At 46.9% G+C, this 19,616-nt stretch carries 18 protein-coding genes and 1 pseudogene; 8 read left to right on the top strand and 11 right to left on the bottom strand.

Annotated features, from left to right (window positions below):
* Positions 1-54: 54 nt before the first annotated feature.
* Both ACYVGR_RS05495 and ACYVGR_RS05490 read right to left on the bottom strand, forming a co-directional pair.
* Complete coding sequence (locus ACYVGR_RS05495; RefSeq protein WP_460954364.1) at positions 55-975, bottom strand: helix-turn-helix domain-containing protein; 921 nt, start codon at positions 973-975, stop codon at positions 55-57.
* A 90-nt stretch (positions 976-1,065) separates the two neighbouring features.
* A complete protein-coding gene (locus ACYVGR_RS05490; RefSeq protein ID WP_460954362.1) occupies positions 1,066-1,947 on the bottom strand; it encodes an SDR family NAD(P)-dependent oxidoreductase in 882 nt (293 codons plus the stop codon).
* A gap of 222 nt (positions 1,948-2,169) precedes the next feature.
* Here ACYVGR_RS05490 and ACYVGR_RS05485 point away from each other — a divergent pair, with 222 nt between their 5' ends.
* The 6 genes and pseudogenes from ACYVGR_RS05485 (at position 2,170) to ACYVGR_RS05460 (ending at position 9,324) form a co-directional block, all read left to right on the top strand.
* Positions 2,170-3,915 carry a GMC family oxidoreductase gene (locus ACYVGR_RS05485; protein ID WP_460954360.1) on the top strand — a complete coding sequence of 582 codons (1,746 nt, stop codon included), beginning with the start codon at positions 2,170-2,172 and terminating at the stop codon, positions 3,913-3,915.
* Positions 3,912-4,559 carry a gluconate 2-dehydrogenase subunit 3 family protein gene (locus ACYVGR_RS05480; RefSeq protein ID WP_460954358.1) on the top strand — a complete coding sequence of 216 codons (648 nt, stop codon included), beginning with the start codon at positions 3,912-3,914 and terminating at the stop codon, positions 4,557-4,559. The genes ACYVGR_RS05485 and ACYVGR_RS05480 overlap by 4 nt, the downstream gene beginning before the upstream one ends.
* Positions 4,560-4,581: 22 nt before the next feature.
* Positions 4,582-5,958 (top strand): DUF3748 domain-containing protein, encoded by a 1,377-nt coding sequence (locus ACYVGR_RS05475; RefSeq protein ID WP_460954356.1) that lies wholly within the window; start codon positions 4,582-4,584, stop codon positions 5,956-5,958.
* Positions 5,959-6,452: 494 nt separating this feature from the next.
* Positions 6,453-7,241 (top strand): TlpA family protein disulfide reductase, encoded by a 789-nt coding sequence (locus ACYVGR_RS05470; RefSeq protein WP_460954354.1) that lies wholly within the window; start codon positions 6,453-6,455, stop codon positions 7,239-7,241.
* A gap of 12 nt (positions 7,242-7,253) precedes the next feature.
* Positions 7,254-7,550: pseudogene (locus ACYVGR_RS05465) on the top strand (peroxiredoxin family protein); the annotation flags it as partial.
* A 61-nt stretch (positions 7,551-7,611) separates the two neighbouring features.
* The gene (locus ACYVGR_RS05460; RefSeq protein WP_460954352.1) at positions 7,612-9,324 is read left to right on the top strand and encodes a tetratricopeptide repeat protein; all 1,713 of its coding nucleotides are present in this window, start codon (positions 7,612-7,614) and stop codon (positions 9,322-9,324) included.
* 86 nt (positions 9,325-9,410) lie between these two features.
* Here ACYVGR_RS05460 and ACYVGR_RS05455 read toward each other — a convergent pair whose 3' ends face one another.
* Complete coding sequence (locus ACYVGR_RS05455) at positions 9,411-10,424, bottom strand: EamA family transporter (protein ID WP_460954350.1); 1,014 nt, start codon at positions 10,422-10,424, stop codon at positions 9,411-9,413.
* Positions 10,425-10,477: 53 nt separating this feature from the next.
* On the bottom strand, positions 10,478-10,903 hold the full coding sequence (locus ACYVGR_RS05450) for a hypothetical protein (RefSeq protein WP_460954348.1): 426 nt from the start codon (positions 10,901-10,903) through the stop codon (positions 10,478-10,480).
* Positions 10,904-11,005: 102 nt separating this feature from the next.
* Between ACYVGR_RS05450 and ACYVGR_RS05445 the strand changes: the two genes are divergently transcribed.
* The gene (locus tag ACYVGR_RS05445) at positions 11,006-11,911 is read left to right on the top strand and encodes a LysR family transcriptional regulator (protein ID WP_460954346.1); all 906 of its coding nucleotides are present in this window, start codon (positions 11,006-11,008) and stop codon (positions 11,909-11,911) included.
* 126 nt (positions 11,912-12,037) lie between these two features.
* Here ACYVGR_RS05445 and ACYVGR_RS05440 read toward each other — a convergent pair whose 3' ends face one another.
* Positions 12,038-14,842: a bifunctional aconitate hydratase 2/2-methylisocitrate dehydratase gene (locus ACYVGR_RS05440; RefSeq protein ID WP_460954344.1), complete on the bottom strand. Its 2,805-nt coding sequence runs from the start codon at positions 14,840-14,842 to the stop codon at positions 12,038-12,040.
* 227 nt (positions 14,843-15,069) lie between these two features.
* Here ACYVGR_RS05440 and ACYVGR_RS05435 point away from each other — a divergent pair, with 227 nt between their 5' ends.
* A complete protein-coding gene (locus ACYVGR_RS05435) occupies positions 15,070-16,029 on the top strand; it encodes a hypothetical protein (protein ID WP_460954342.1) in 960 nt (319 codons plus the stop codon).
* A gap of 36 nt (positions 16,030-16,065) precedes the next feature.
* On the opposite strand, the gene ACYVGR_RS05430 is transcribed toward ACYVGR_RS05435, so the two are convergent.
* The 6 genes from ACYVGR_RS05430 to ACYVGR_RS05405 form a co-directional block, all read right to left on the bottom strand.
* Entirely contained in the window at positions 16,066-16,218 is a 153-nt protein-coding gene (locus ACYVGR_RS05430) for an EamA family transporter (RefSeq protein ID WP_460954534.1), read from the bottom strand.
* Between the two features lie 10 nt (positions 16,219-16,228).
* Entirely contained in the window at positions 16,229-16,495 is a 267-nt protein-coding gene (locus ACYVGR_RS05425; protein ID WP_460954340.1) for an EamA family transporter, read from the bottom strand.
* Between the two features lie 101 nt (positions 16,496-16,596).
* Complete coding sequence (locus tag ACYVGR_RS05420; RefSeq protein ID WP_460954338.1) at positions 16,597-16,974, bottom strand: hypothetical protein; 378 nt, start codon at positions 16,972-16,974, stop codon at positions 16,597-16,599.
* A 49-nt stretch (positions 16,975-17,023) separates the two neighbouring features.
* Complete coding sequence (locus ACYVGR_RS05415) at positions 17,024-17,323, bottom strand: acyl carrier protein (protein ID WP_460954336.1); 300 nt, start codon at positions 17,321-17,323, stop codon at positions 17,024-17,026.
* Between the two features lie 465 nt (positions 17,324-17,788).
* Positions 17,789-17,911: a hypothetical protein gene (locus ACYVGR_RS05410; protein WP_460954335.1), complete on the bottom strand. Its 123-nt coding sequence runs from the start codon at positions 17,909-17,911 to the stop codon at positions 17,789-17,791.
* Between the two features lie 193 nt (positions 17,912-18,104).
* Positions 18,105-18,842, bottom strand: coding sequence for a phosphatase PAP2 family protein (locus ACYVGR_RS05405; protein WP_460954333.1), 738 nt, complete (start codon positions 18,840-18,842; stop codon positions 18,105-18,107).
* Between the last annotated feature and the right edge of the window lie 774 nt (positions 18,843-19,616).

The raw sequence follows: 19,616 nt of genomic DNA, 5'->3' as shown, positions 1-19,616 counted from the left end.
AGTTAAGTAACTATACTTCAATGATTTAAAAACAGAATAATCACTGCTGCTCATTTAATTGAAAGATCGTCTGAATTCCAAAGGCGAGAGGTCAGTTTTTGTTTTGAAGAGCTTGCTAAAAGACTGGGAATGCTCAAACCCTAACGCGTAAGCGATTTCCTGTACCGTTAAATTGGTCGTAGAAAGACTCTCTTTTGCTTTCTCAATAAGTTTATCATGAATGTACTGCTGAGCGTTTTGCCCGATTAGTGACCGCAGCATATCACTTAAATAACTGGGCGATAAGTTTACGCATTCGGCCAGATAACCAACAGTGGGTAATCCCTGACGTAACGACGTTTCATTCGCAAAATACTGATCCAGTACTTCTTCCAGCTTTTGGAGAAGACCGTGATTTACGGCTTTGCGGGTGATGAACTGACGTTTGTAAAACCGATTCGCATAGTTCAGGAACAACTCAATTTGGGCAATGACAACATCCTGGCTGAAATCGTCGATTCGGCTGAACAGTTCTTTTTCGATCATTTTAAAGATCTCAAAAATCGTTACTTTTTCATCTTCTGAAAGGTGCAGCGTTTCGTTGGTTGAATACGAGAAGAAGCCATACTGCTTTATTGTTTTGGCGAGAGGGTACCCTAAAAAGAAATCCGGATGAATCAGCAACGTATACTCGGAACACGCGCTGACATCGACGTCGTTTCCCCCAATGATCTGACCAGGCGAAGCAAATAACAAACCACCTTCATCAAAATCATAATAACTCTGACCGTACTTTAATTTGCCGTTCAGTTTTGGTTTGTACGCTATTTTATAAAATCCCAGCACATGATAATGGGGAAGTCCGGTCCCGTCGACCTGGGTGTAGACACCATTAATCAAACTGATTAGCGGATGCTGAGGCTTCTGTAAACCAAAGGCTCGATGTGCTTCGGCCAGCGATTCCATTTTCTTTAGACCATTTTCTTCTTTTTTCATCGCTCAGTAGATAAAAATGATAACCAATAGTCTGTTCACTATTGGTTATCAGGATTGCTTGGTAAAGCAATTTTCCGGTTTGTGGGTTCCTTAGTTGAATGAACCTTGCGCTGCATTGGAGACATCTTCCCAGGCCTCCCATGTGGCCAATCGCTCAGCATAGGTCGTGCGTACCCAGGGCAAACAATGGCTACCGAGGAAGAATCGCAGTGGCGGTTGTTCGGCATCAACAATCTGAAAAATGGCCTCTGGTGTTGCCTTTGGATCGCCACGCTCCATGTCTCTCAAAGTCCCGAAGAACTGGTTTTTAAAATCTGTGTAGATATCGAGACCCTGTGCGAACTTCAGGGATTCCTGACTGCCAAACTCAGTGGCATAAGCACCCGGTTCGATAATCGTTACATTGATACCAAAGGGTTTAACCTCTGTAGCCAGGCTTTCGTGGATGGCTTCGAATGCCCATTTCGATGAGCAGTAATAACCAATCACCGGCAAGGTTACCTGACCGAGATTACTGGATGTGCCAACGATGTGACCACCTCCCTGCTGTCTTAATAAGGGCAAAGCGGCCTGAATAACAGAAACTGGACCAATAACATTGGTTTCGTAGAGCAAACGAATATCATCTGCGCTGGCTTCCTCAATGGTGCCAACCAGCGAGTAACCGGCATTATTTAACACAATATCGAGTCGGCCAAAGTGAGCGTGAGCTTGTTCTACGGCTGTTTTTGCTTGTTCGGGTCGAGTTACGTCAAGCTCCAGGGTTAGCACGTTCTCGCCATAGGTTTCCTTTAAATCGGCAATACTTTCCAACTTCCGGGCGGTGGCTGCCACCTTATCTCCACGCTTAAGAGCCGCTTCGGTCCAAACGCGTCCAAACCCACGCGAAGCGCCCGTTATAAACCATACTTTACTTGACTTTACGGGAGCGGATACCGTTTGAGGTCCCGCATTTTCATTCTGAGGTATCATATTCTATCTGTTGAAATTTGTGGATCAAAGGTCTGAGGCTACAACTGCCGATTCGTAGTCAAATTGAGGGGATGTGTAGTCAAATTGAGAAACAGGGGACGGCCAATGGTACGAATGCGTCCTGCATCAGTATTATACAGTACGATGCTGAATTATTCCTAAATACTAAGCCTTTTTAGACGCCCACTAATCTGGCCCCCTATCGCCAAATCACTACGATCTATGTCTTGTAACCTGAACGGCAAAGAACTAGCCTCTTATGATGCAATCATTATTGGCTCTGGCGCTGGCGGAGGCATGGCTGCCTACCAGCTCACCAAAGCTGGTGCCAATGTCTGTCTCCTGGAAGCTGGCGGCTATTTTGACCCCGCTGATCCGAAATATATAACCCAGCTTAAATGGCCTTATGAATCACCACGACGAGGGGCCAATACAGTTCGGCCGTTCGGCGATTTCGATGCGGCCTGGGGCGGATGGCAGATCGATGGAGAGCCCTATTCTGCTCAACCGGGTACTGAATTCCATTGGTTTCGCTCACAAATGCTCGGAGGGCGAACCAATCACTGGGGGCGCATTTCGTTACGATTTGGACCGGACGATTTCCGTCGCTATAGTCTTTCCGGAATTGGCGCCGATTGGCCCATTGGCTACGATGAGATGAAACCCTACTACGATCGGGTTGATAAACTCATTGGTGTCTTTGGAACCAATGTTGGCTTGCCAAATGAACCCGACGGCTTTTTTCTGCCACCTCCTAAACCTCGTCTGCACGAAATGCTGATTACCAAAGCAGCTCGTAGCGTCGGCGTCCCTGTATTTCCTTCCCGATTAGCGGTACTGACCAAGCCCATCAATGAAGAACGAGGGACCTGCTTTTATTGTGCTCAATGTGGGCGAGCCTGTTCGGCTTATGCCGATTTTTCGTCATCGTCGGCGCTGGTGATTCCTGCTTTGAAAACCGGTAAGCTTACGCTCATTAATAATGCGATGGCCCGCGAAGTGCTGACTGATCCTCAGAGTGGCCTGTGTACAGGCGTCTCCTATGTCGACAAGACCAGTTTACAGGAAAAGACCGTAAAAGGTAAGATTGTCATACTGGCCGCCAGTACCTGCCAGTCGGCCCGACTCCTGTTGAATTCGAAGTCATCCCAATTTCAACAGGGCCTGGCCAATGGTTCAGGGGTAGTTGGTAAGTACCTGAACGATTCAACCGGAGCATCCATGTCTGGCTTCGTGCCCGCTCTGATGAATCGTAAACGGTATAATGAAGATGGTGCGCAGAGTTGCCATATTTATACGCCCTGGTGGCTCGATAACAAAAAACTGGATTTCCCGCGCGGATACCACATCGAATATGGGGGCGGTATGCGCATGCCCGATTATAATTTCATGAGTGGGATTGAAGCCTATAATGGTCGTATTGCCGATGCTAGTGGTAAAAAGAAAGAAGCAGGTGGGTACGGAGCTGGGTTAAAAGATGATTACCTCCGCTATTATGGCGCATTTGTTTCGATGGCCGGTCGGGGAGAGCCTGTGCCGCTGGAAAGTAACTATTGCGAAATTGACCCAAATCGCGTTGACCAATATGGCATTCCTACGTTGCGGTTTCATTACAAGTGGTCGGATTACGAGATAAAACAGGCCAAACACATGCAGGAAACCTTCGACGAAATTATCCACGCGATGGGTGGGCAGCGGGTTAGTCCGGCTCCCGGTGCTGACCGAAACTATGGACTGGAAGCGCCAGGGAAAATCATTCATGAAGCCGGGACGGTTCGGATGGGAAAAGACCCCAAAACCTCCGCGCTCAACCCATTTCAACAGGCGCATGAAGTAAAAAATCTGTTTGTCGTCGATGCGGCTGCGTTCCCGTCGCAGGGCGATAAAAACCTGACCTGGACTATTCTGGCCACATCCATGCGTACCTCCGATTATATCATCGATCAACTCAAAAAGAAAGCCCTATGAACCGCCGGGACCTTCTAAAAGCAATTCCGCTTACTACCCTAAGCATACCGTCCACGGTTACTCCAGAAGCTGACTCCGCAGCCCCATTACCTAAACCAGCGGTAACGGAATTTAAGCACGGTAAGTCGCCTGAGGAGCAACGTCATGACGGCGCCTTGCAAGCGGCAAGATTCCTGACGACCCATGAGTTGGCGACCGTTACGTTGCTGTGCGACATTATTTTGCCAGCCGATGCCCGCTCACCGAGTGCTTCGCAAGTGGGTGTGCCGCTATTTATTGAGTTTATGCTGAAAGACCAGCCCGATATGCAAACTCCTATTCGTGGAGGATTGAGTTGGGTGGATCACGAATGCCGTAACCGCTTTGGGAAGCCCTTTACGGAATGTACAGTGCCTCAGCGCATTGCCGTGGTGGACGACATTGCCTATCCGGCTAAAGCAAAACCTGAAAATATGCCCGGCGTAGCGTTTTTTACGCGTCTGCGCAACCTGACGGCGGCTGGTTACTTTACAAGCAAAGCCGGCATTGCCGCCCTGGGCTATATGGGGAATACTCCGCATCAGTGGGCTGGCCCTCCGAAAGAGGTACTGGATCAGTTCGGGCTAAGTTTTGACGCAGATGTGCACTATGCGGATATGAGCTGATGCATTAAAATCCAGGAATTGTATGTCTCCTCTTCAACACTTGATACCTGGTTGGCTGGCTTTTTTATGGCTTTTGCTGACTGGAGAACAACCAACAATGCCGATTGAAACACAACTGACTTTCGAGGCCAAAGGCCATACGATCAATAATAATCAGGCTTTTTCACCAGACGATCGCTGGATTGTCTATGATACGCGCAACGTCGATACAGGTTTAGGCCAAAACAGTTCTGTTGAACTGGTTGATGTGAACACGAAAGAAATCCGCCAGCTTTATCAAACCACCAACCAGACCCAATCCGGACCAGGAGCGGGCGCTGTTGCTTTTTCGCCTAAAGAGTCGAAGGTTGTGTTCCTGCATGGGCTCAGGAATGCCGATGCCCGCCATCCGTATTCTATGAGTCGGCGGACTGGTGTGTTAGTTGTTGTTGATCAGCCGCAAAAACCCCATTTTTTGGATGGCCGATGTCTTAATGCTCCTTTTGTGCCGGGTGCTTTACGCGGTGGAACGCACGCCCATCAGTGGAGTGCCGATGGGCAGCGAATCAGTTTTACCTATAACGATGAAGTTATGGAGCTGCTTTCCCAAACGAATCCAGCCGTAAAAGACCTTCGGACAGTGGGCGTTTTAACCCCAGCCCATTCCGTAAAAGTGCATGACTCGAATAATGCGGACTGTTTTGATGGCGAGTGGTTTGCTACCGTTATTGCTAGGGTGACTGAGCAGCCTAAATTGGGTAGCGACGAGATAGAGAGAGCCTTTGACGAAACCTGGATCGGCACTGACGGGTACCGTAAGGCTGATGGTAGCTGGCAAAAACGGGCCATCGCGTTTCAGGGGAATGTTCGGAATCAGGAAAATCAACTCGTTACGGAGGTGTTTGTGGTTGATTTGCCAGAAGACCTGACTCAAGCTAACCCCGGTCAACCACTGCAAGGTACCGCAACGACCCGCCCTAATCCACCCGCTGGCGTTACGCAGCGCCGGATTACCTTTACCAAACACGGAATTGAAGGCCCTCGGCACTGGTTACGAACCTTGCCTGACGGCTCGCTCATTGGTTTCTTAGCGAAAGATGATGCAGGGCTGATCCAGATCTTTGGGGTTTCGCCCAATGGTGGCCCGATCCGGCAACTGACGCACCAGCCGTTTTCCATTCAAACAACGTTTAATTTCAGTCCAGATGGGAAAAAGATTGCTTATGCGGCTGATAACAGCATTTTTGTGAGCGATGTAGCAACTGGGGAGTTCCGCCGTCTTACACCCCGCTCGACCGATGAGCAGCGGCCCGTCAATGGAGTCGTGTGGTCCAACAAAGGAGACAGAATCGCCTATAATCGTTATGTGTCAATCGAGACCGGGCGTTATGTACAGTTGTTTCAGTTAACGGGATTTTAAGTCTGGCAATCCCATTAACTGATATTTGACTATGAAGTGGTTGATTATGAGGATGTTGATTTGTAATAATACTGATACCAACTACTATTTCGCCATCATGTTTGGGTTCTTTTTAAGAAAAAAGCGCGGCTTTGATTGGTAAATAAAGATTTTAAGTAGACGTTTGTTGAATCAAGCCAGAGCGAAAACTCTGGCTCTGTTTTTAAATGATTTATCTATTTAAACTATAGGATATAAGTATTATTTTTTTGAAGCACCTGATTTGCGAACGGGTATGATGCATACACCTGCTGCCGCTTCAGTTCTGGAAGAAAGGCCGCCAAATTGTCGTTAATCTGCTTGGTTTTGACTGGCCTGGATTAACTCCCTACGGCTAGATAGTCGTCAAATGCGCTTTAAGATCAGTATAATGAACCAGAAATGCCTAGTTTTACTACGCTTGCCAGTGGTAAGTTTAGTTCAAAATCAGGCAACCAACCTCAATCAACAACTTTATGAGATTTCTCCTTTTAGTAGGCAGCTTCTGGATCAATGTAGCCTTCTCACAGTCGGCTATGGTGAAGGGTGTTCTACCGGTAAAATTTTCGGGAAAGCCGGTGCAGTTAACCCTCATGAATTATGAAACACGCAAGGACCGGAAAGTTCAGGAAGTAGTTACCGATACGAAGGGGGCCTTTCAATTTACGATACCGATCAAAGAACCGCTTATTTATACGGTAAGCGTTGCAGATTCTGGCCTGGTGCAAGTCTTGGCAAAGCCAGGCGATGTCATCAACTTGCAGTTCAAAAAAGATGAAATCGTGTGTTCTGGTTCGCAGGATACCCAATACCTGATCGACTATGAGCGGAATCGCAAGCTTGTGTTTAACAAATACCTGAAGCGCACCTATGATTCATCCGCTGTGGCTGTAAAAAGCGGTGACAAGGCCCGCATTGAGTATTGGAACGTTGAGCACGAGAAAGCCTCTGAAAATTATAAAGCCGAACTAGCCACGTGGGTCGAACAACCCTTTTTTATCAACTCGCTGGCTGCGGTTCATCACAGCATGCGCTGGCATTCGGATAATGACATTAAGTTGATGGACCAGATGGTGGCCAGCTTGCAGAAAAAATACCCCAATGCTGAACTGACGCGCCAACTGGTCAGCAAAGTGACGACAACCAAACGCATTGCATTAGGGGCTATCGCGCCGGACTTTATCACAAAGGATACCGCCAGCCATACCGTTGAGTTGAAAAATTATCGGGGTAAATACACGCTGGTTGACTTTTGGGCTTCCTAGTGTGGGCCATGCCGACAGGAAAGTCCGACGCTGGTGCGGCTTTATTCGAAGTACAAAGAGAAAGGCTTTGCTATTTTAAGCGTATCGATCGACACCGATAAAGCCAGGTGGGAGAATGCCATCAAAAAAGATGGCTACACTTGGGAGAACGTGTCGGAGCTGGATGGTTACTCAGGATCGACAGCTGCCTTGTACACGGTTACGGCTATCCCCAATAGTTTTCTGCTAGATAAAGACGGTAAGATTATCGCCAAAAATCTTCGGGGGAAAAATCTGGAGGCTAAATTAATTGCGCTCATGGGCCAATAGTTGGGTAAATGAATAATAGGCTGATAGCCAATTTTCTTAGCTAATCCTTAAAAAAACTGATATGAAAACCGTTTGGCTGACTCTAATCGTACCCCTTCTTTTAGCGGCCTCCTTCGTTTTTACGCCAGCACCCAGACCCGCGCCGGAATCTGCTGTACGAGAACGGAGTAACGAAATAGTCCTCTGCGGTGCCGGGGTGAATGGGGAGATCAGTCTAATGGAAAACGGGAAGTTTATCATGCCTTTGCCGGGATGGGGAAATTATTCCCACAAGATTTCGACCAGCCAGGATAGTACTCAGTATTATTTTGATCAGGGGTTGACGTTGTATTACAGCTATCATATGAAGGAGGCTATGGCTTCCTTCAAAGAAGCGGCCAGATTGGACCCCACTTGCCCGATGGCCTGGTGGGGGCAGGCATTAACCGGCGGTCCTTATTACAATGCGGCCCATACCTACAAGGTTTCGGCAGATATGCCATCTATTCTGGCTCGTATGAATGAACTGGCTTCGAATGCCAGTCCGCAGGAAAAAAAGCTGATTCAGGCGATGAATACACGGTATTCATCTGATCCGGCTGATTCGGAACGCAAACAACTCAATCAGGCCTATGCCTCCGCTATGCGCTCTCTCATTACCGAATTTGATGATCCAGACGTTAAAATGCTCTATGTGGACGCTATTATGTTGATCCATGCCTGGGATTTCTGGACGAGCGACGGATCGCCTAAAGCCTGGACACAGGAAGTTGTCGATCTATCGGAAGCTGTCCTTAAAAAATATCCAGATCATCCAGCTGCCCTCCACTACCATATTCATCTGACCGAAGCATCCCGACATCCTGAGGTTGCCCTGGCGAATGCCGATAAACTGAAGACCAATCTTCCGGGTGTGGCCCATATGGTCCACATGGCGAGCCATGAGTATCAGCGGAATGGGCTTTTTGCTCAGGGCGTGCTCGTTAACGATCTGGCCGATGAAAACCTGCTAAAGTATGATTCACTGGCAGCTCAACTGGGATTAGTCAAACATTCTCCTCATTACTTTGCCGTGCAAACGTATTGCGCCTTAAGTGGAGGTATGTACGAAACCGGTTTACGAGATGCCCTCCGTTGCCGCAGGTCGGTATCTCCGGTAGTCGAGAATGCGTATGACCAATTTTTGTACATGCTGCCTTCACTTACGTTGGTCAGGATGGGTAAATGGATGGAAATTTTAGCAATGGAGCAACCTAATGACAAGTGGGCGTATGCTGCATTGCTGGATCATTTTGCCAGGGGAATGGCGCTTGTAAGCACTGGTCATCCCGACGAAGCTCAAATGCAATTGCAGCAGCTTGGTGAACGCTTAACCGATCCGATACTTGAGAAGCGACGCATTCCGTTTAACGCTCCACTGCCCATAGCTCAAATCGCGCATCATATTCTGAAAGCGTCTATTCTTTTTGCCGACAAAAAGCATGAACAAGCGGTGGCCAGTCTTCAGCAAGCGATTAGTTTGGAAGATCGCCTGATTTATACCGAACCCAGTGACTGGCCCTTACCTGCCCGGCAGTTTTTAGGAGCTTATTTACTGAAAATGCATAAAGTGAAAGAAGCCGAAGCCGTGTACCGTGAGGACTTGATTCATCATCCGGGCAATGGCTGGTCGTTGGTTGGTCTTCACAAAGCACTTAGTTTGCAGGGAAAGCGCCCGGAACTGGCGCGGATTGAGGCTCGTTATCGCTCCGCCTTTTCAAAAGCGGAGCATATTCCCGCAGCTTCAGTCTATTAAGTGAGCAGCCGTTTGGTACAGACCACTGCTTTTAGGCATACTACTGGCAAACTGCCCAGATTATCAGTGTTAGCAATCGTAATGCCCTATTTTTCAAGTGCTGACGAAATAATCGATGCGTGTTTAGAGGGCTTATCCGCTAATCGTTGATTATCCAGTGGGGCATTTGAATTTCCAGTACGGTATTTGGACAGATTAATCAGTAAAACACTCCCTAAAATAACGACCAGCCCAAGGATCTGAAGGAGAGAGATGCTTTCATGAGCAAACACAATTCCCAGAATAACCGCGATCACAGGATTCACATAAGCATACGTACTGACTTGGGTGGCCGGGCGTACTTGCAATAGCCATACGTAGGCGCTGTAGGCAATGATCGACCCGAACAAAACAAGATAAACTAGCGCCAGCCAGGACTGCGTTGAGATTTGCGACCAACTGACCTGCTCAAATTCGTGAGTCAACAGGCTAGCGGGCAAAAACACCAGTCCGGCGATGACCATTTGCCAGGCTACATTTACGGTTGACGAGCCTTCGGAAGGGTTGTGTTTTGAATAAAGCGACCCTGACGACCAGCTAATGGCTCCGATAAGCAGCAATAACATTCCACTAATTTTTGCTCGATCCGCGTTTTCGGCCAGCATCCCACGTAGCTGTTCCCCAAATAAAAGGAGCACACCAATAAAGCCAACTGCCAGCCCTGCCAGGGTTGATTTACTACGGAATGTAGTGTTCCAATTGGGCTTATCAAGTAGTACAAACCAGATCGGTGCCGAAGATACTAAGATGGCAACCAAGGCGCTGGGAAGCGTTTGCTCCGCCCAGATAACGACACCATTACCGACTACCAGCAGTAAGAAACCCACGACGGCGGAGGTAACCAAGCTGCTTTTTATAAAAATACGTTCCCCCTGAACGATCGACCAGCCAAGCAATAAAGCTCCCGCAAACAGAAACCGAATGGCGCCCAGCAATAAGGGAGGAATGGACTGAATGGCCATCTGGATAAAGAAATAGGTAGAACCCCAGACAACATAAACGATCGCAAAGGCAACAGCGACCAAGAATGGACTAGCGATTTTTAGATTGTTCTGATTCATGATTTCTTCAAGTAATAGGTATAATTTCGACCAGTAGGATCAACGTTCAGGCACTACGGAACAAACGGCGAACTAAAGGTAATGTAGCGCTGGGCCTCGATGGATGGTACATCAACTACCTCAATCCGCCGAACAATGGTTGTTTGCCCATCGCTGATTTCCAGTTTATAAGTGCCTGATTTACTTCCCTCAAAATTCAGTTTCCAATGGTAAGCTTTCGGTGATTTTTTCATAAATAGCTCATGAAGGGTCAACTCATCCGTGTTCTTAATCTTAAGTGTAATACCATTGATTTGTTTAACCAGCAATATCACATTAACGGTTCGATTGGCACCCATGTAAGTGCCCAATTCAAACGGTTTTTCTTCTGACCATCCAGCGAGTTCCTGATCGGTAGACTGTGCCTGGCCAGTTAGGCTTAGTAACAGTATCAGCCCTAAGTTGGCTATAATCCTGAGCGAATGTTTTAGTGGTTTCATCTTGCGTGTTCATTTATGTTTAATTGTCTTGGGCAAAGTTGATTCCTTTTGGATTATTAGTAAAGCGAATTATTTTTGTTGAAACCATGAATAAAATTCATTATGGAAATCCGACACCTTCAAATGGTGAAAGAGGTAGCCAATACGGGAAACCTGACTAGAGCCGCCGATCAGTTATTTTTAACACAGTCGGCCCTGAGCCATCAGCTAAAAGAAGTGGAGGGTTACTTTAATACACAGCTCTTTATTCGCGACAAAAAACAGATGCGCCTGACGCAGGCGGGGGCAATTGTTTTACAGGCGGCTGAGAAGATCCTTCAGGAAGTAGCCGATACACGGGCTAAAGTTCGAACGTTGATTGATGAGGAGGCTGGCGAGATCCGACTTTGTACTCAATGTTACACATCGTACCACTGGCTAGCTGGTTTTTTGCGGGAGTTCCAGTTAGTATACCCCAAAGTAGATATTAAAGTCGAGATGGAGGCTGCTACGCAGGATGCTGTTAAGCATTTGCTAATGAACAAAATTGATGTGGCAATCACTGAAGGGGATGACAATCCCAAGTTTTTGTATACTTCACTATTTCAGGATGAGTTTGTGGCGATTGTGGCTCCCGATCATCCCTGGGCTGATCGTAGTTGGGTTGAGTTGAGCGAGTTTGCCAATCAGAGTTATATCATGTATAATATTCCTGACGAAGAGAGCGACAATTTCATGATGATATTCAAAAATTGTCGTCCCGCCAAAGTGTATAAAATCACTCTAACCGAAGCGATTCTGGAGATGGTAAAAGCAGGCTTGGGTGTAGCTGTTATGCCAACCTGGGTAGTGCGGCCTTACGTACAATCTGGGCAATTAGCTACCGTGCGCCTTACCGAGAAACGCATTCTTCGGACCTGGTATGCCGCCACGTTAAAGAACAAACAACAGCCGCGATTCACGGACGCTTTTGTTAAGCAACTCGCCTGTTATATGAAAGAAATGGATGGTTATGCCTGTACATTTTAAGTAATATGGTACGCTCATTGGCTTCGTTTAATTGATCCTTTATAAAACCGAGTCGGGTGTTGAGGGCATTTGGAATTCCAAATGCCCTCAACACCCGACTCGGTTTTATACTAACTACTGGAGAAATCAAAAATTAATCTGATGAGCTGGCGAAGGGCTCGTCGTCATTTTTTGGATAGGCGGTGAAAACTGAGTTAGCTTAATCCCTTTAACAGCCGCTTTGTATTCCTCAATGGTAGGAGTTCTACCCAGGATGGCCGAAAGAACAACTACTGGGGTAGAGGCCAATAATGACTCTCCTTTCTTGCGGTCTGAATCTTTCACCACCCGTCCCTGGAACAGACGAGTAGAGGTAGCCATTACGGTATCGCCCTGTTCTGCTTTTTCCTGGTTACCCATACACAGATTACAACCGGGACGCTCCAGATACAGAATGTTTTCGTATTTAGTACGAGCGGCAGTTTTAGGAGCAGCATCATCGAATTCAAAACCAGAATACTTTTCCAACACATCCCAATCACCTTCTTCCTTGAGTTCAGCGATGATATTATAAGTTGGGGCCGCCACGACTAAAGGAGCCTGGAATTCAACTTTTCCAGATTGTTCCTCCAGGTTTTTCAGCATCTTGGAAACGATCTTAATATCGCCTTTATGGACCATGCATGAGCCAACAAAACCAAGGTCAACATGCTTCTCACCCTCGTAATATGTAAGATCGCGAATGGTATCGTGCGTGTACCGTTTTGAGGCATCCACGTTATTTACGTCGGGATCGGCAATCATTGGCTCATCAATAGCATCCAAATCGACCACGAATTCCGCATAATACTTAGCGTTCTCATCAGGTGTTAATGGCGGCTTGTCTCCTGATCTGATTTCCTCGATTCGTTGATTGGCTTTATCGATCAGACCTTGCAGTACCTGCTTCTCATTATCCATGCCCTTTGCGATCATGATCTTGATGCGGTCTTTCGCGATCTCTAACGATTTGATGAGGGTATCAGGCTGGGAAATACAAATTGCTGCTTTGGCTTTCATTTCTGCCGTCCAATCGGTGAATGTGAAGGCCTGATCGGAAAGCAAGGTCCCGATATGTACTTCGATCACTCGCCCCTGGAATACATTCTCCCCTTTGAATTCCTTTAACATCTGGATTTGGGTAGCATGCACCACATCCCGGAAATCCAGGTGATCCTGCATTTTGCCTTTGAACGTCACTTTAACCGATTCAGGAATAGGCATAGACGCTTCACCCGTGGCCAACGCAAGCGCAACTGTACCGGAGTCAGCACCGAAAGCGACGCCTTTCGACATCCGGGTATGCGAGTCGCCACCAATAATGATCGCCCAATCATCAACCGTGATGTCATTCAGAACTTTGTGAATGACATCGGTCATCGAATGATAGACACCTTTCGGGTCCCGAGCCGTGATGAGACCGAAGTCATTCATAAACTTCATCAGCTTAGGAATGTTCTGTTGCGATTTACTATCCCAAACTGATGCTGTGTGACAGCCCGATTGGTAACCGGCATCTACGATTGGAGAAATCACGGTTGCCGCCATTGACTCCAACTCCTGAGCAGTCATTAAACCGGTAGTATCCTGAGAACCAACGATATTTACCTTTGCCCGAACATAAGAGCCTGCATGCAACGTAGCGCCGGAAGTCCCAACCGCATTTCTGTTGAAAATTTTCTCTACTGCGGTAAGACCTTGCCCTGGATTAGAGATTTCTTTGGATGGGGCAAATACGAGAGGAGCCGTAATACCAAGGGTTTTAGCGGCAAACGTCTGCAACTTTTTACCGAATTCGATGGAGTAAGACCCACCGGCTTTCATGAATTCGATCTTCTGAGGAGTGAATGCTGAACTAACATCCATTACCTCCTGCCCATCTTTATACAGCTTTTTGGTCTTTGTATTAACGGTAAGGAAAGTCCCGGTGTCTACAGAATAGGTTTGCTCTAAAACAGGCTGACCGTCAGCATCGACCACCAGCTTACCATTCTCGTCTAATTTTTTTACCCAGTTTTTAAGGTCTAAGCCAATACCACCCGTTACACCAACGGTAGTCAAAAAGATCGGCGAGATACCGTTGGTTCCGGCTACTACCGGAGCAATGTTAACGAACGGTACGAACGGACTAGCCGATTTGCCAATCCACAACGCCACGTTGTTCACGCCCGACATCCGCGAAGAACCTACACCCATAGTGCCTTTTTCGGCGACCAGCATAACCCGCTTGTCAGGATATTGTTCTTTCAGCGCCTTCAGGGCTGCCTGCTGGGCTTTATTGTGCTCAAACATACACTGGCCATGAAGCTCTCGGTCTGAGCGGGAGTGCGCATCACTTCCCGGAGACAGCAAGTCGGTAGAAATGTCGCCGATACCAGCAATGAACGTGACTAATTCAATCTCTTCAGGGATGTCTGGCAACTTGGTATAGAACTCTGCCCGTGCATAACTTTCAAGAATATCTTTGGCGATTGGGTTGCCATTTTTATAGGCATTCGCTAAACGATCGGTGTCTGCTTCGTAAAGAAAAACCTGTGTTTTGAGCACTTCTGCAGCGCTTTTAGCGATCGTCTCATCCTCGCCCAGGGCTAAATCCAGTAAAACCTCAATAGAAGGGCCTCCCTTCATGTGAGATAATTGATCAAAAGCAAAGGCAGGTGGGATTTCGTTTACGATAGATTCACCAAGAATAATTTCCTTCAAAAACTTCGCCTTTACACGAGCCGCATTTGTGGTTCCCGGTAACACATTATAAATAAAGAAGTTGAGGGAGTCTTCTCGGTGCTCATGGCCTCCATCTTTGATTTGTTCAATGACTTCGTACATCAACTCAGCCCCGTCAATCGGCAATGGATGAAGCCCCTGAGCTTCTCTTTCTATAATCTGCTTTTGATACTCGTTATATGTGCTCATGAATTAACCTTTATTTCAAGAAGGTTTGATAAATTTCCCAAATTTACAAACCTAAGCAATTTATCTAAAAAAGGGTGGTGGCTTTATTGCGTTTATCGGTAAAGAAAAACTGTTTGATAAATAAAGTTGTGGCAATAACGCTACTAGATATAACACTCCGTTTGGCGCGACAGAATTAGCGATTATGGTGGTAATTAAAGGATCGGGGAGTATTTTTAGCCCGTTTTATGAACTATCTCCTCCTCTCCTCCGTGCTGTTCTTGGCCTTGCTGAACTCCTGTCATCAAACAGGTAGATCATCAACTGAAACCAGTACGACTGCTCCGTCAGACTCATTGCCTTGGGTAAACTATTCAACCAATGATATCGTAAGTGACACGACGCTGTTTGACCAGCCAAAACAACTAGGTAAGCTGACGGATCCCGGTCTGGTTGAAGCGTCGGGGCTGGCACCCAGCCGCCGGAATCCGGGTTTTCTGTGGACGGAAGAGGATTCTGGGAATCCTAATCAGATTCAGTTAGTGCGGCCGGACGGAAGCGTAGCGGCTCGATTTACCATTAACGGAGCTACCAACCGCGACTGGGAGGATATAGCCGTTGGGCCGGGGCCTGTAGCAGGTGAAACCTACGTATATCTGGCTGAAATCGGGGATAACAAACGGCGCTATCCCGAAAAGATCATTTATCGATTTCCGGAGCCTGCCATTTCCGGCCAGACATTACCTTATACGGGTACAATAACTAAGGCTGATGTTATTCGATTGGCGCTCCCCGACGGTCCACAAAATGCCGAAGCCATTCTGATTGACCCAACTACGAAAGACTTATACATTCTCTCGAAAGGCGATGAGTCAGAATTGTATCAGGCCAAATTCCCGCAGTCGTTAACACAGACTATTATGATGACCCGCCTACTGGTGATGCCTTTCGACAAGGTGACTTCGGCGGGAATTTCACCAGATAATCGGGAAATTTTGATTCGTACCTACGATCAGCTGTTTTACTACCCCCGCCGAGTGGGAGAGTCCGTTGCCGATGCGCTCAAACGGGCGCCCCGATTGATCCCATTAGCCAGTGAACCACAGGGAGAGGCCGTTGGCTGGGCAATCGATGGATCGGGTTATTACACAACTAGCGAAAATCCTGATGCTAGCTTACAGGCAATTTACTGGTACAAACGGAAATAAGAATTGGTCAGCAAGTAGTTCCAGCTTCCGGCCACTTTACAGAATCAGCACCAGCGTTCCACCGATAATTAATATCGCTCCAAGAGCGGCTTTCCAGGTAAGTACTTCGCCCAGAAACACAACCGACAGAATAATGGCAATAGCCACACTCAGTTTATCGACTGGCGCCACCTGCGAAACCTTGCCCAGTTGCAGCGCTTTAAACCGGGTCGCCGGAGCGATAAAATATCCAGGACAGCCCAGTAGCTATACCAGACAAAATCAGAAACAGCCAGTTCTGTCGGCTGAGTGTGGGTAAGATATCGATACCTCCCCTCCAGAACACAAGTCCCCAGGCAACAAACAGAATGACCACCGTTCGAATGGCTGTAGCCAGATCGGTATTGACGCCTTTGATACCCACTTTCGCCAGAATGGCTGTCAGTGCGGCAAACAAGGCCGAGAGTAATGCATAAATCCACCACATTGTTTTAACTGAATATTACCAGTAGGCCTGATAAAAATTGCTTCCTATCATCACCAGAAACGAAAGCGTCAGACCCATGCCCTAGGCTGTTGCCTACCGTTTCATAAGTCGTTCTCCAGGTTATTGCCAAAATGGTAAATGGAATGCGCTTTCATCCGACAAGCTAGTACAGAAAACTGAGGGAAATCTGAAGCTATTGGGCTTTGATTGTCCAGGTTGAAATCGGATAGACAGGTCAACTCTTCCATGGAGCGCAGCAACACAAAAACCATCAGGTCAAATACGTCGGTCAGGTTACGTGTAGTATTCACTGAAATTGACACATTTCTTAAACTTACTATGTTGTTTAACAAGCGTTGGACATCGGCATCTGTTAGTCGCAAATCCTGCCGTAACCGAGTGCTCCATTCGACGCGTTCTGGAAGAATGCCGTGTTTAGTAAGCAAATAGTGCTGAAGGACAGGCAGGCTGAATACCATTCTTTTGACGGAAAATAGAACAGGATTTCACGGTGTTGAACTCCCGGATTTAACCAACTTTGGCGAATATGTGCCGGGGATTTCGATAAATCAAAAATGCGGAATCGGCCTGTGGATAATCCTTATGTTGTTCTATGAGGGTACAAAGTTGTTTCACCGAGAGGGCGGGTGTAAGATGCTCATCGGGCAGGGTTAACCCATATAGTAATTCCAGGAAAACGACTACTTCAGTTACCTCTATGTCGTTTAGTCCTAAATCGGTTTGCAGGTGGTGATACGATTTGATACTCGAAATTGGTAGAGTGAACCGTTGGTTAATATACCGGCAAATGTGTGTGAAGGTGGTCATAAGCGATTGGTTGTGAGTGTATAAATGAGTGAATTTCTAGATTCAAGGTTGCACCATTAGTAAGTTCGGGAAGTCAAGTGTTAAAAACGTCAGATCAAGCTAATCTGGCATTAATGTATCTTAAACAATCATCTTACACATAAAAGGGTCGAACCATGTTTTGGGGTAAAGCGTCTTTATCAGCTAATACGGCGATAATCATTAACCTGTTGCAAAACCGATTGACTATCTCTGTGAATTCACCCATATATGCGATCTTGTAGGTGCTTTATCAGTTAGGTAAGTGATTAGCATTGGATTAATCGATAAAGAGCTAAAACGAATAACAGTAAGAAATGCCTGACAGGTCTGGTGAAGTCGAGAGGCTCTTATTCGTTTAAAAAGCTATACCTACGCCCTTGATAGTGTGCTTCCTGTACCGTTTTCCCAACAATTTAAAGGAGTCGTAGGGGCCATTGGCGGCTGTTAAATTAACAAGCCAGGTAGGTAGGCTGCCTCCTGGATTAACGTGACATTGATAATCGTCAGTAACTGTTTATCCGGTTGTGGGCGTACTTTCCAGGTAGTTAACGACACGTCGGCGAGCATGGCCACCAATGATTAATAAGACGCGTTGCGGCATTGATCTTCGTTTTACAGTTGAATTCTTGTTCGAGATAATAGGATTCTTGGCGATAAACGAGGGAAGACGCTAAAGCCCAATACCATTATGCAAGAATTAGCTCCGGTGATGCTCAGTCATAGCGTAAAGTCCAGGCTACGTTGCCCGTGAGAAAATCAGTTAATGGACAGTCGGTTTGTGTCGACCCAATTTGCGCTTCAGCCACGGATAGGCCCGATACGCTACTTCGGTGGAAAGTAGCCCAATGCCCGCGCCAATTAATACGTCCGATATCCAGTGTTTATCGTTGGTCATTCGTAAGATTCCGGTCGAAGTAGCCACAGCGTACCCACCAATTGGAATCCAGGGGCTGACGCCACTAAATTCCCGATCCAGCAAACTCGCTCCGGTAAAGGCATTGGCGGTATGGCCTGACGGAAAGGAGAGATAATTGGAGCCATCGGGCCGCAGCTCATTTGTGGTATGTTTCAGCCCCAGCACGATGCCCGTACTAATGCCGTAAGCAAGCACACCAATAAGTGCCCGGTCGAGGGGTTGTGATCGCCCTTTCACACCAGCCAGACTCAACCCCGCCCAAGCAGTGGCTGGCCCATATTGCAGGAAATCGTCGGCGTGGGTACGAAAATGGATTTTATCCTGAATCTGACTTCGGATATAAAAGCGGTCGAAATTACTATTGGGGTAGTCGGGTAATAGGGCTAACCCAACGGGAATCAGCACGGTCGGCGCCACCCATCGGAAAGTGGTTGGCTGATTAGGAATACTGTCCCAGGATGCCCGCTGGAAAACAGTGTTTAGCGGTTGTCCAACGGCTGCAATTATGGGAAGTAAAATAAACCAGCAGCTCAGAAGCCAACTGGGAAATGGAGAATCTGACCGTCTATTAGGGTTGATCATTCGGTTATTCATAGGGAGTACTCTCTAGTCATTACGTATCAGGAGCCGAAAGGGTGGGGTATTTCGGGAATAAGTGATGTAAAGAAACTGTAGAAACCTATAGAGAATCTGTAGATAATTGGAGGGGTTGTACCGATTTGGGCGTAGCGATCAACTTCAAAATGTATTCAGTTTTGGGTCAGTACTTTGTAAAAAAAAGCCAAAGGCCGAACCATGAAAATTTTGCTGATTGAAGACGAGCCGTCGCTGATTGGATCTCCTGCAACAATCGGAGGGACTAAACGAGGCTGACTTGAATCGAACTTGGAGTTAGCTTTAGTGAAGGAAATTGCGGGGCAGTACGGGATGAGGGTGAAATACGATTACGCGTCGTCAATGCGTCGGCATATGTTTCAGGTTAATTTTTGAGGAATAGCTACTGCAACTTCAAAATTACTTTAGAATCAAGTCGTACGTTTGATACGTAAACATAACTAGTAGAAACAATGTACCCCTTATTGATAAGGTGGCCTGGTTATATTCACGTCGGCACACGATGCTTCGGTTACTTTGACGAACGAACGGTAAGAAAACCTACGAAGCAGAGGTGGGTAGTAAAGGCCTGATTTTTAATGAAAAAGGTCAGTTTATTACGTAGTCAGGTATGGTCAGGAATCGCCAGTCGTAGTCAGAAATTGTCAACTAATGAAAAGGGGCGAACTCCTACAGACCATCTGTTCTTGACTACGACTGATGATTCCTGACCATACCTGACTATGCAATTCAGTTACGAAT

Source organism: Spirosoma litoris, assembly GCF_054776755.1.
Note: the sequence above shows the minus strand (reverse complement) of the source record. Positions and strands in the feature narration are given on the sequence as shown.

Coding starts and splice junctions, on each gene's coding strand:
- ACYVGR_RS05445 (WP_460954346.1), top strand. CDS start 11,006: ATGGAAATCCGACACCTTCAAATGGTGAAAGAGGTAGCCAATACGGGA.
- ACYVGR_RS05410 (WP_460954335.1), bottom strand. CDS start 17,911: ATGCTCGCCGACGTGTCGTTAACTACCTGGAAAGTACGCCCACAACCG.
- ACYVGR_RS05485 (WP_460954360.1), top strand. CDS start 2,170: ATGTCTTGTAACCTGAACGGCAAAGAACTAGCCTCTTATGATGCAATC.
- ACYVGR_RS05450 (WP_460954348.1), bottom strand. CDS start 10,903: ATGAAACCACTAAAACATTCGCTCAGGATTATAGCCAACTTAGGGCTG.
- ACYVGR_RS05455 (WP_460954350.1), bottom strand. CDS start 10,424: ATGAATCAGAACAATCTAAAAATCGCTAGTCCATTCTTGGTCGCTGTT.
- ACYVGR_RS05490 (WP_460954362.1), bottom strand. CDS start 1,947: ATGATACCTCAGAATGAAAATGCGGGACCTCAAACGGTATCCGCTCCC.
- ACYVGR_RS05495 (WP_460954364.1), bottom strand. CDS start 975: ATGAAAAAAGAAGAAAATGGTCTAAAGAAAATGGAATCGCTGGCCGAA.
- ACYVGR_RS05480 (WP_460954358.1), top strand. CDS start 3,912: ATGAACCGCCGGGACCTTCTAAAAGCAATTCCGCTTACTACCCTAAGC.
- ACYVGR_RS05425 (WP_460954340.1), bottom strand. CDS start 16,495: ATGTGGTGGATTTATGCATTACTCTCGGCCTTGTTTGCCGCACTGACA.
- ACYVGR_RS05460 (WP_460954352.1), top strand. CDS start 7,612: ATGAAAACCGTTTGGCTGACTCTAATCGTACCCCTTCTTTTAGCGGCC.
- ACYVGR_RS05415 (WP_460954336.1), bottom strand. CDS start 17,323: ATGACCACCTTCACACACATTTGCCGGTATATTAACCAACGGTTCACT.
- ACYVGR_RS05420 (WP_460954338.1), bottom strand. CDS start 16,974: ATGGTATTCAGCCTGCCTGTCCTTCAGCACTATTTGCTTACTAAACAC.
- ACYVGR_RS05475 (WP_460954356.1), top strand. CDS start 4,582: ATGTCTCCTCTTCAACACTTGATACCTGGTTGGCTGGCTTTTTTATGG.
- ACYVGR_RS05440 (WP_460954344.1), bottom strand. CDS start 14,842: ATGAGCACATATAACGAGTATCAAAAGCAGATTATAGAAAGAGAAGCT.
- ACYVGR_RS05435 (WP_460954342.1), top strand. CDS start 15,070: ATGAACTATCTCCTCCTCTCCTCCGTGCTGTTCTTGGCCTTGCTGAAC.
- ACYVGR_RS05470 (WP_460954354.1), top strand. CDS start 6,453: ATGAGATTTCTCCTTTTAGTAGGCAGCTTCTGGATCAATGTAGCCTTC.
- ACYVGR_RS05405 (WP_460954333.1), bottom strand. CDS start 18,842: ATGATCAACCCTAATAGACGGTCAGATTCTCCATTTCCCAGTTGGCTT.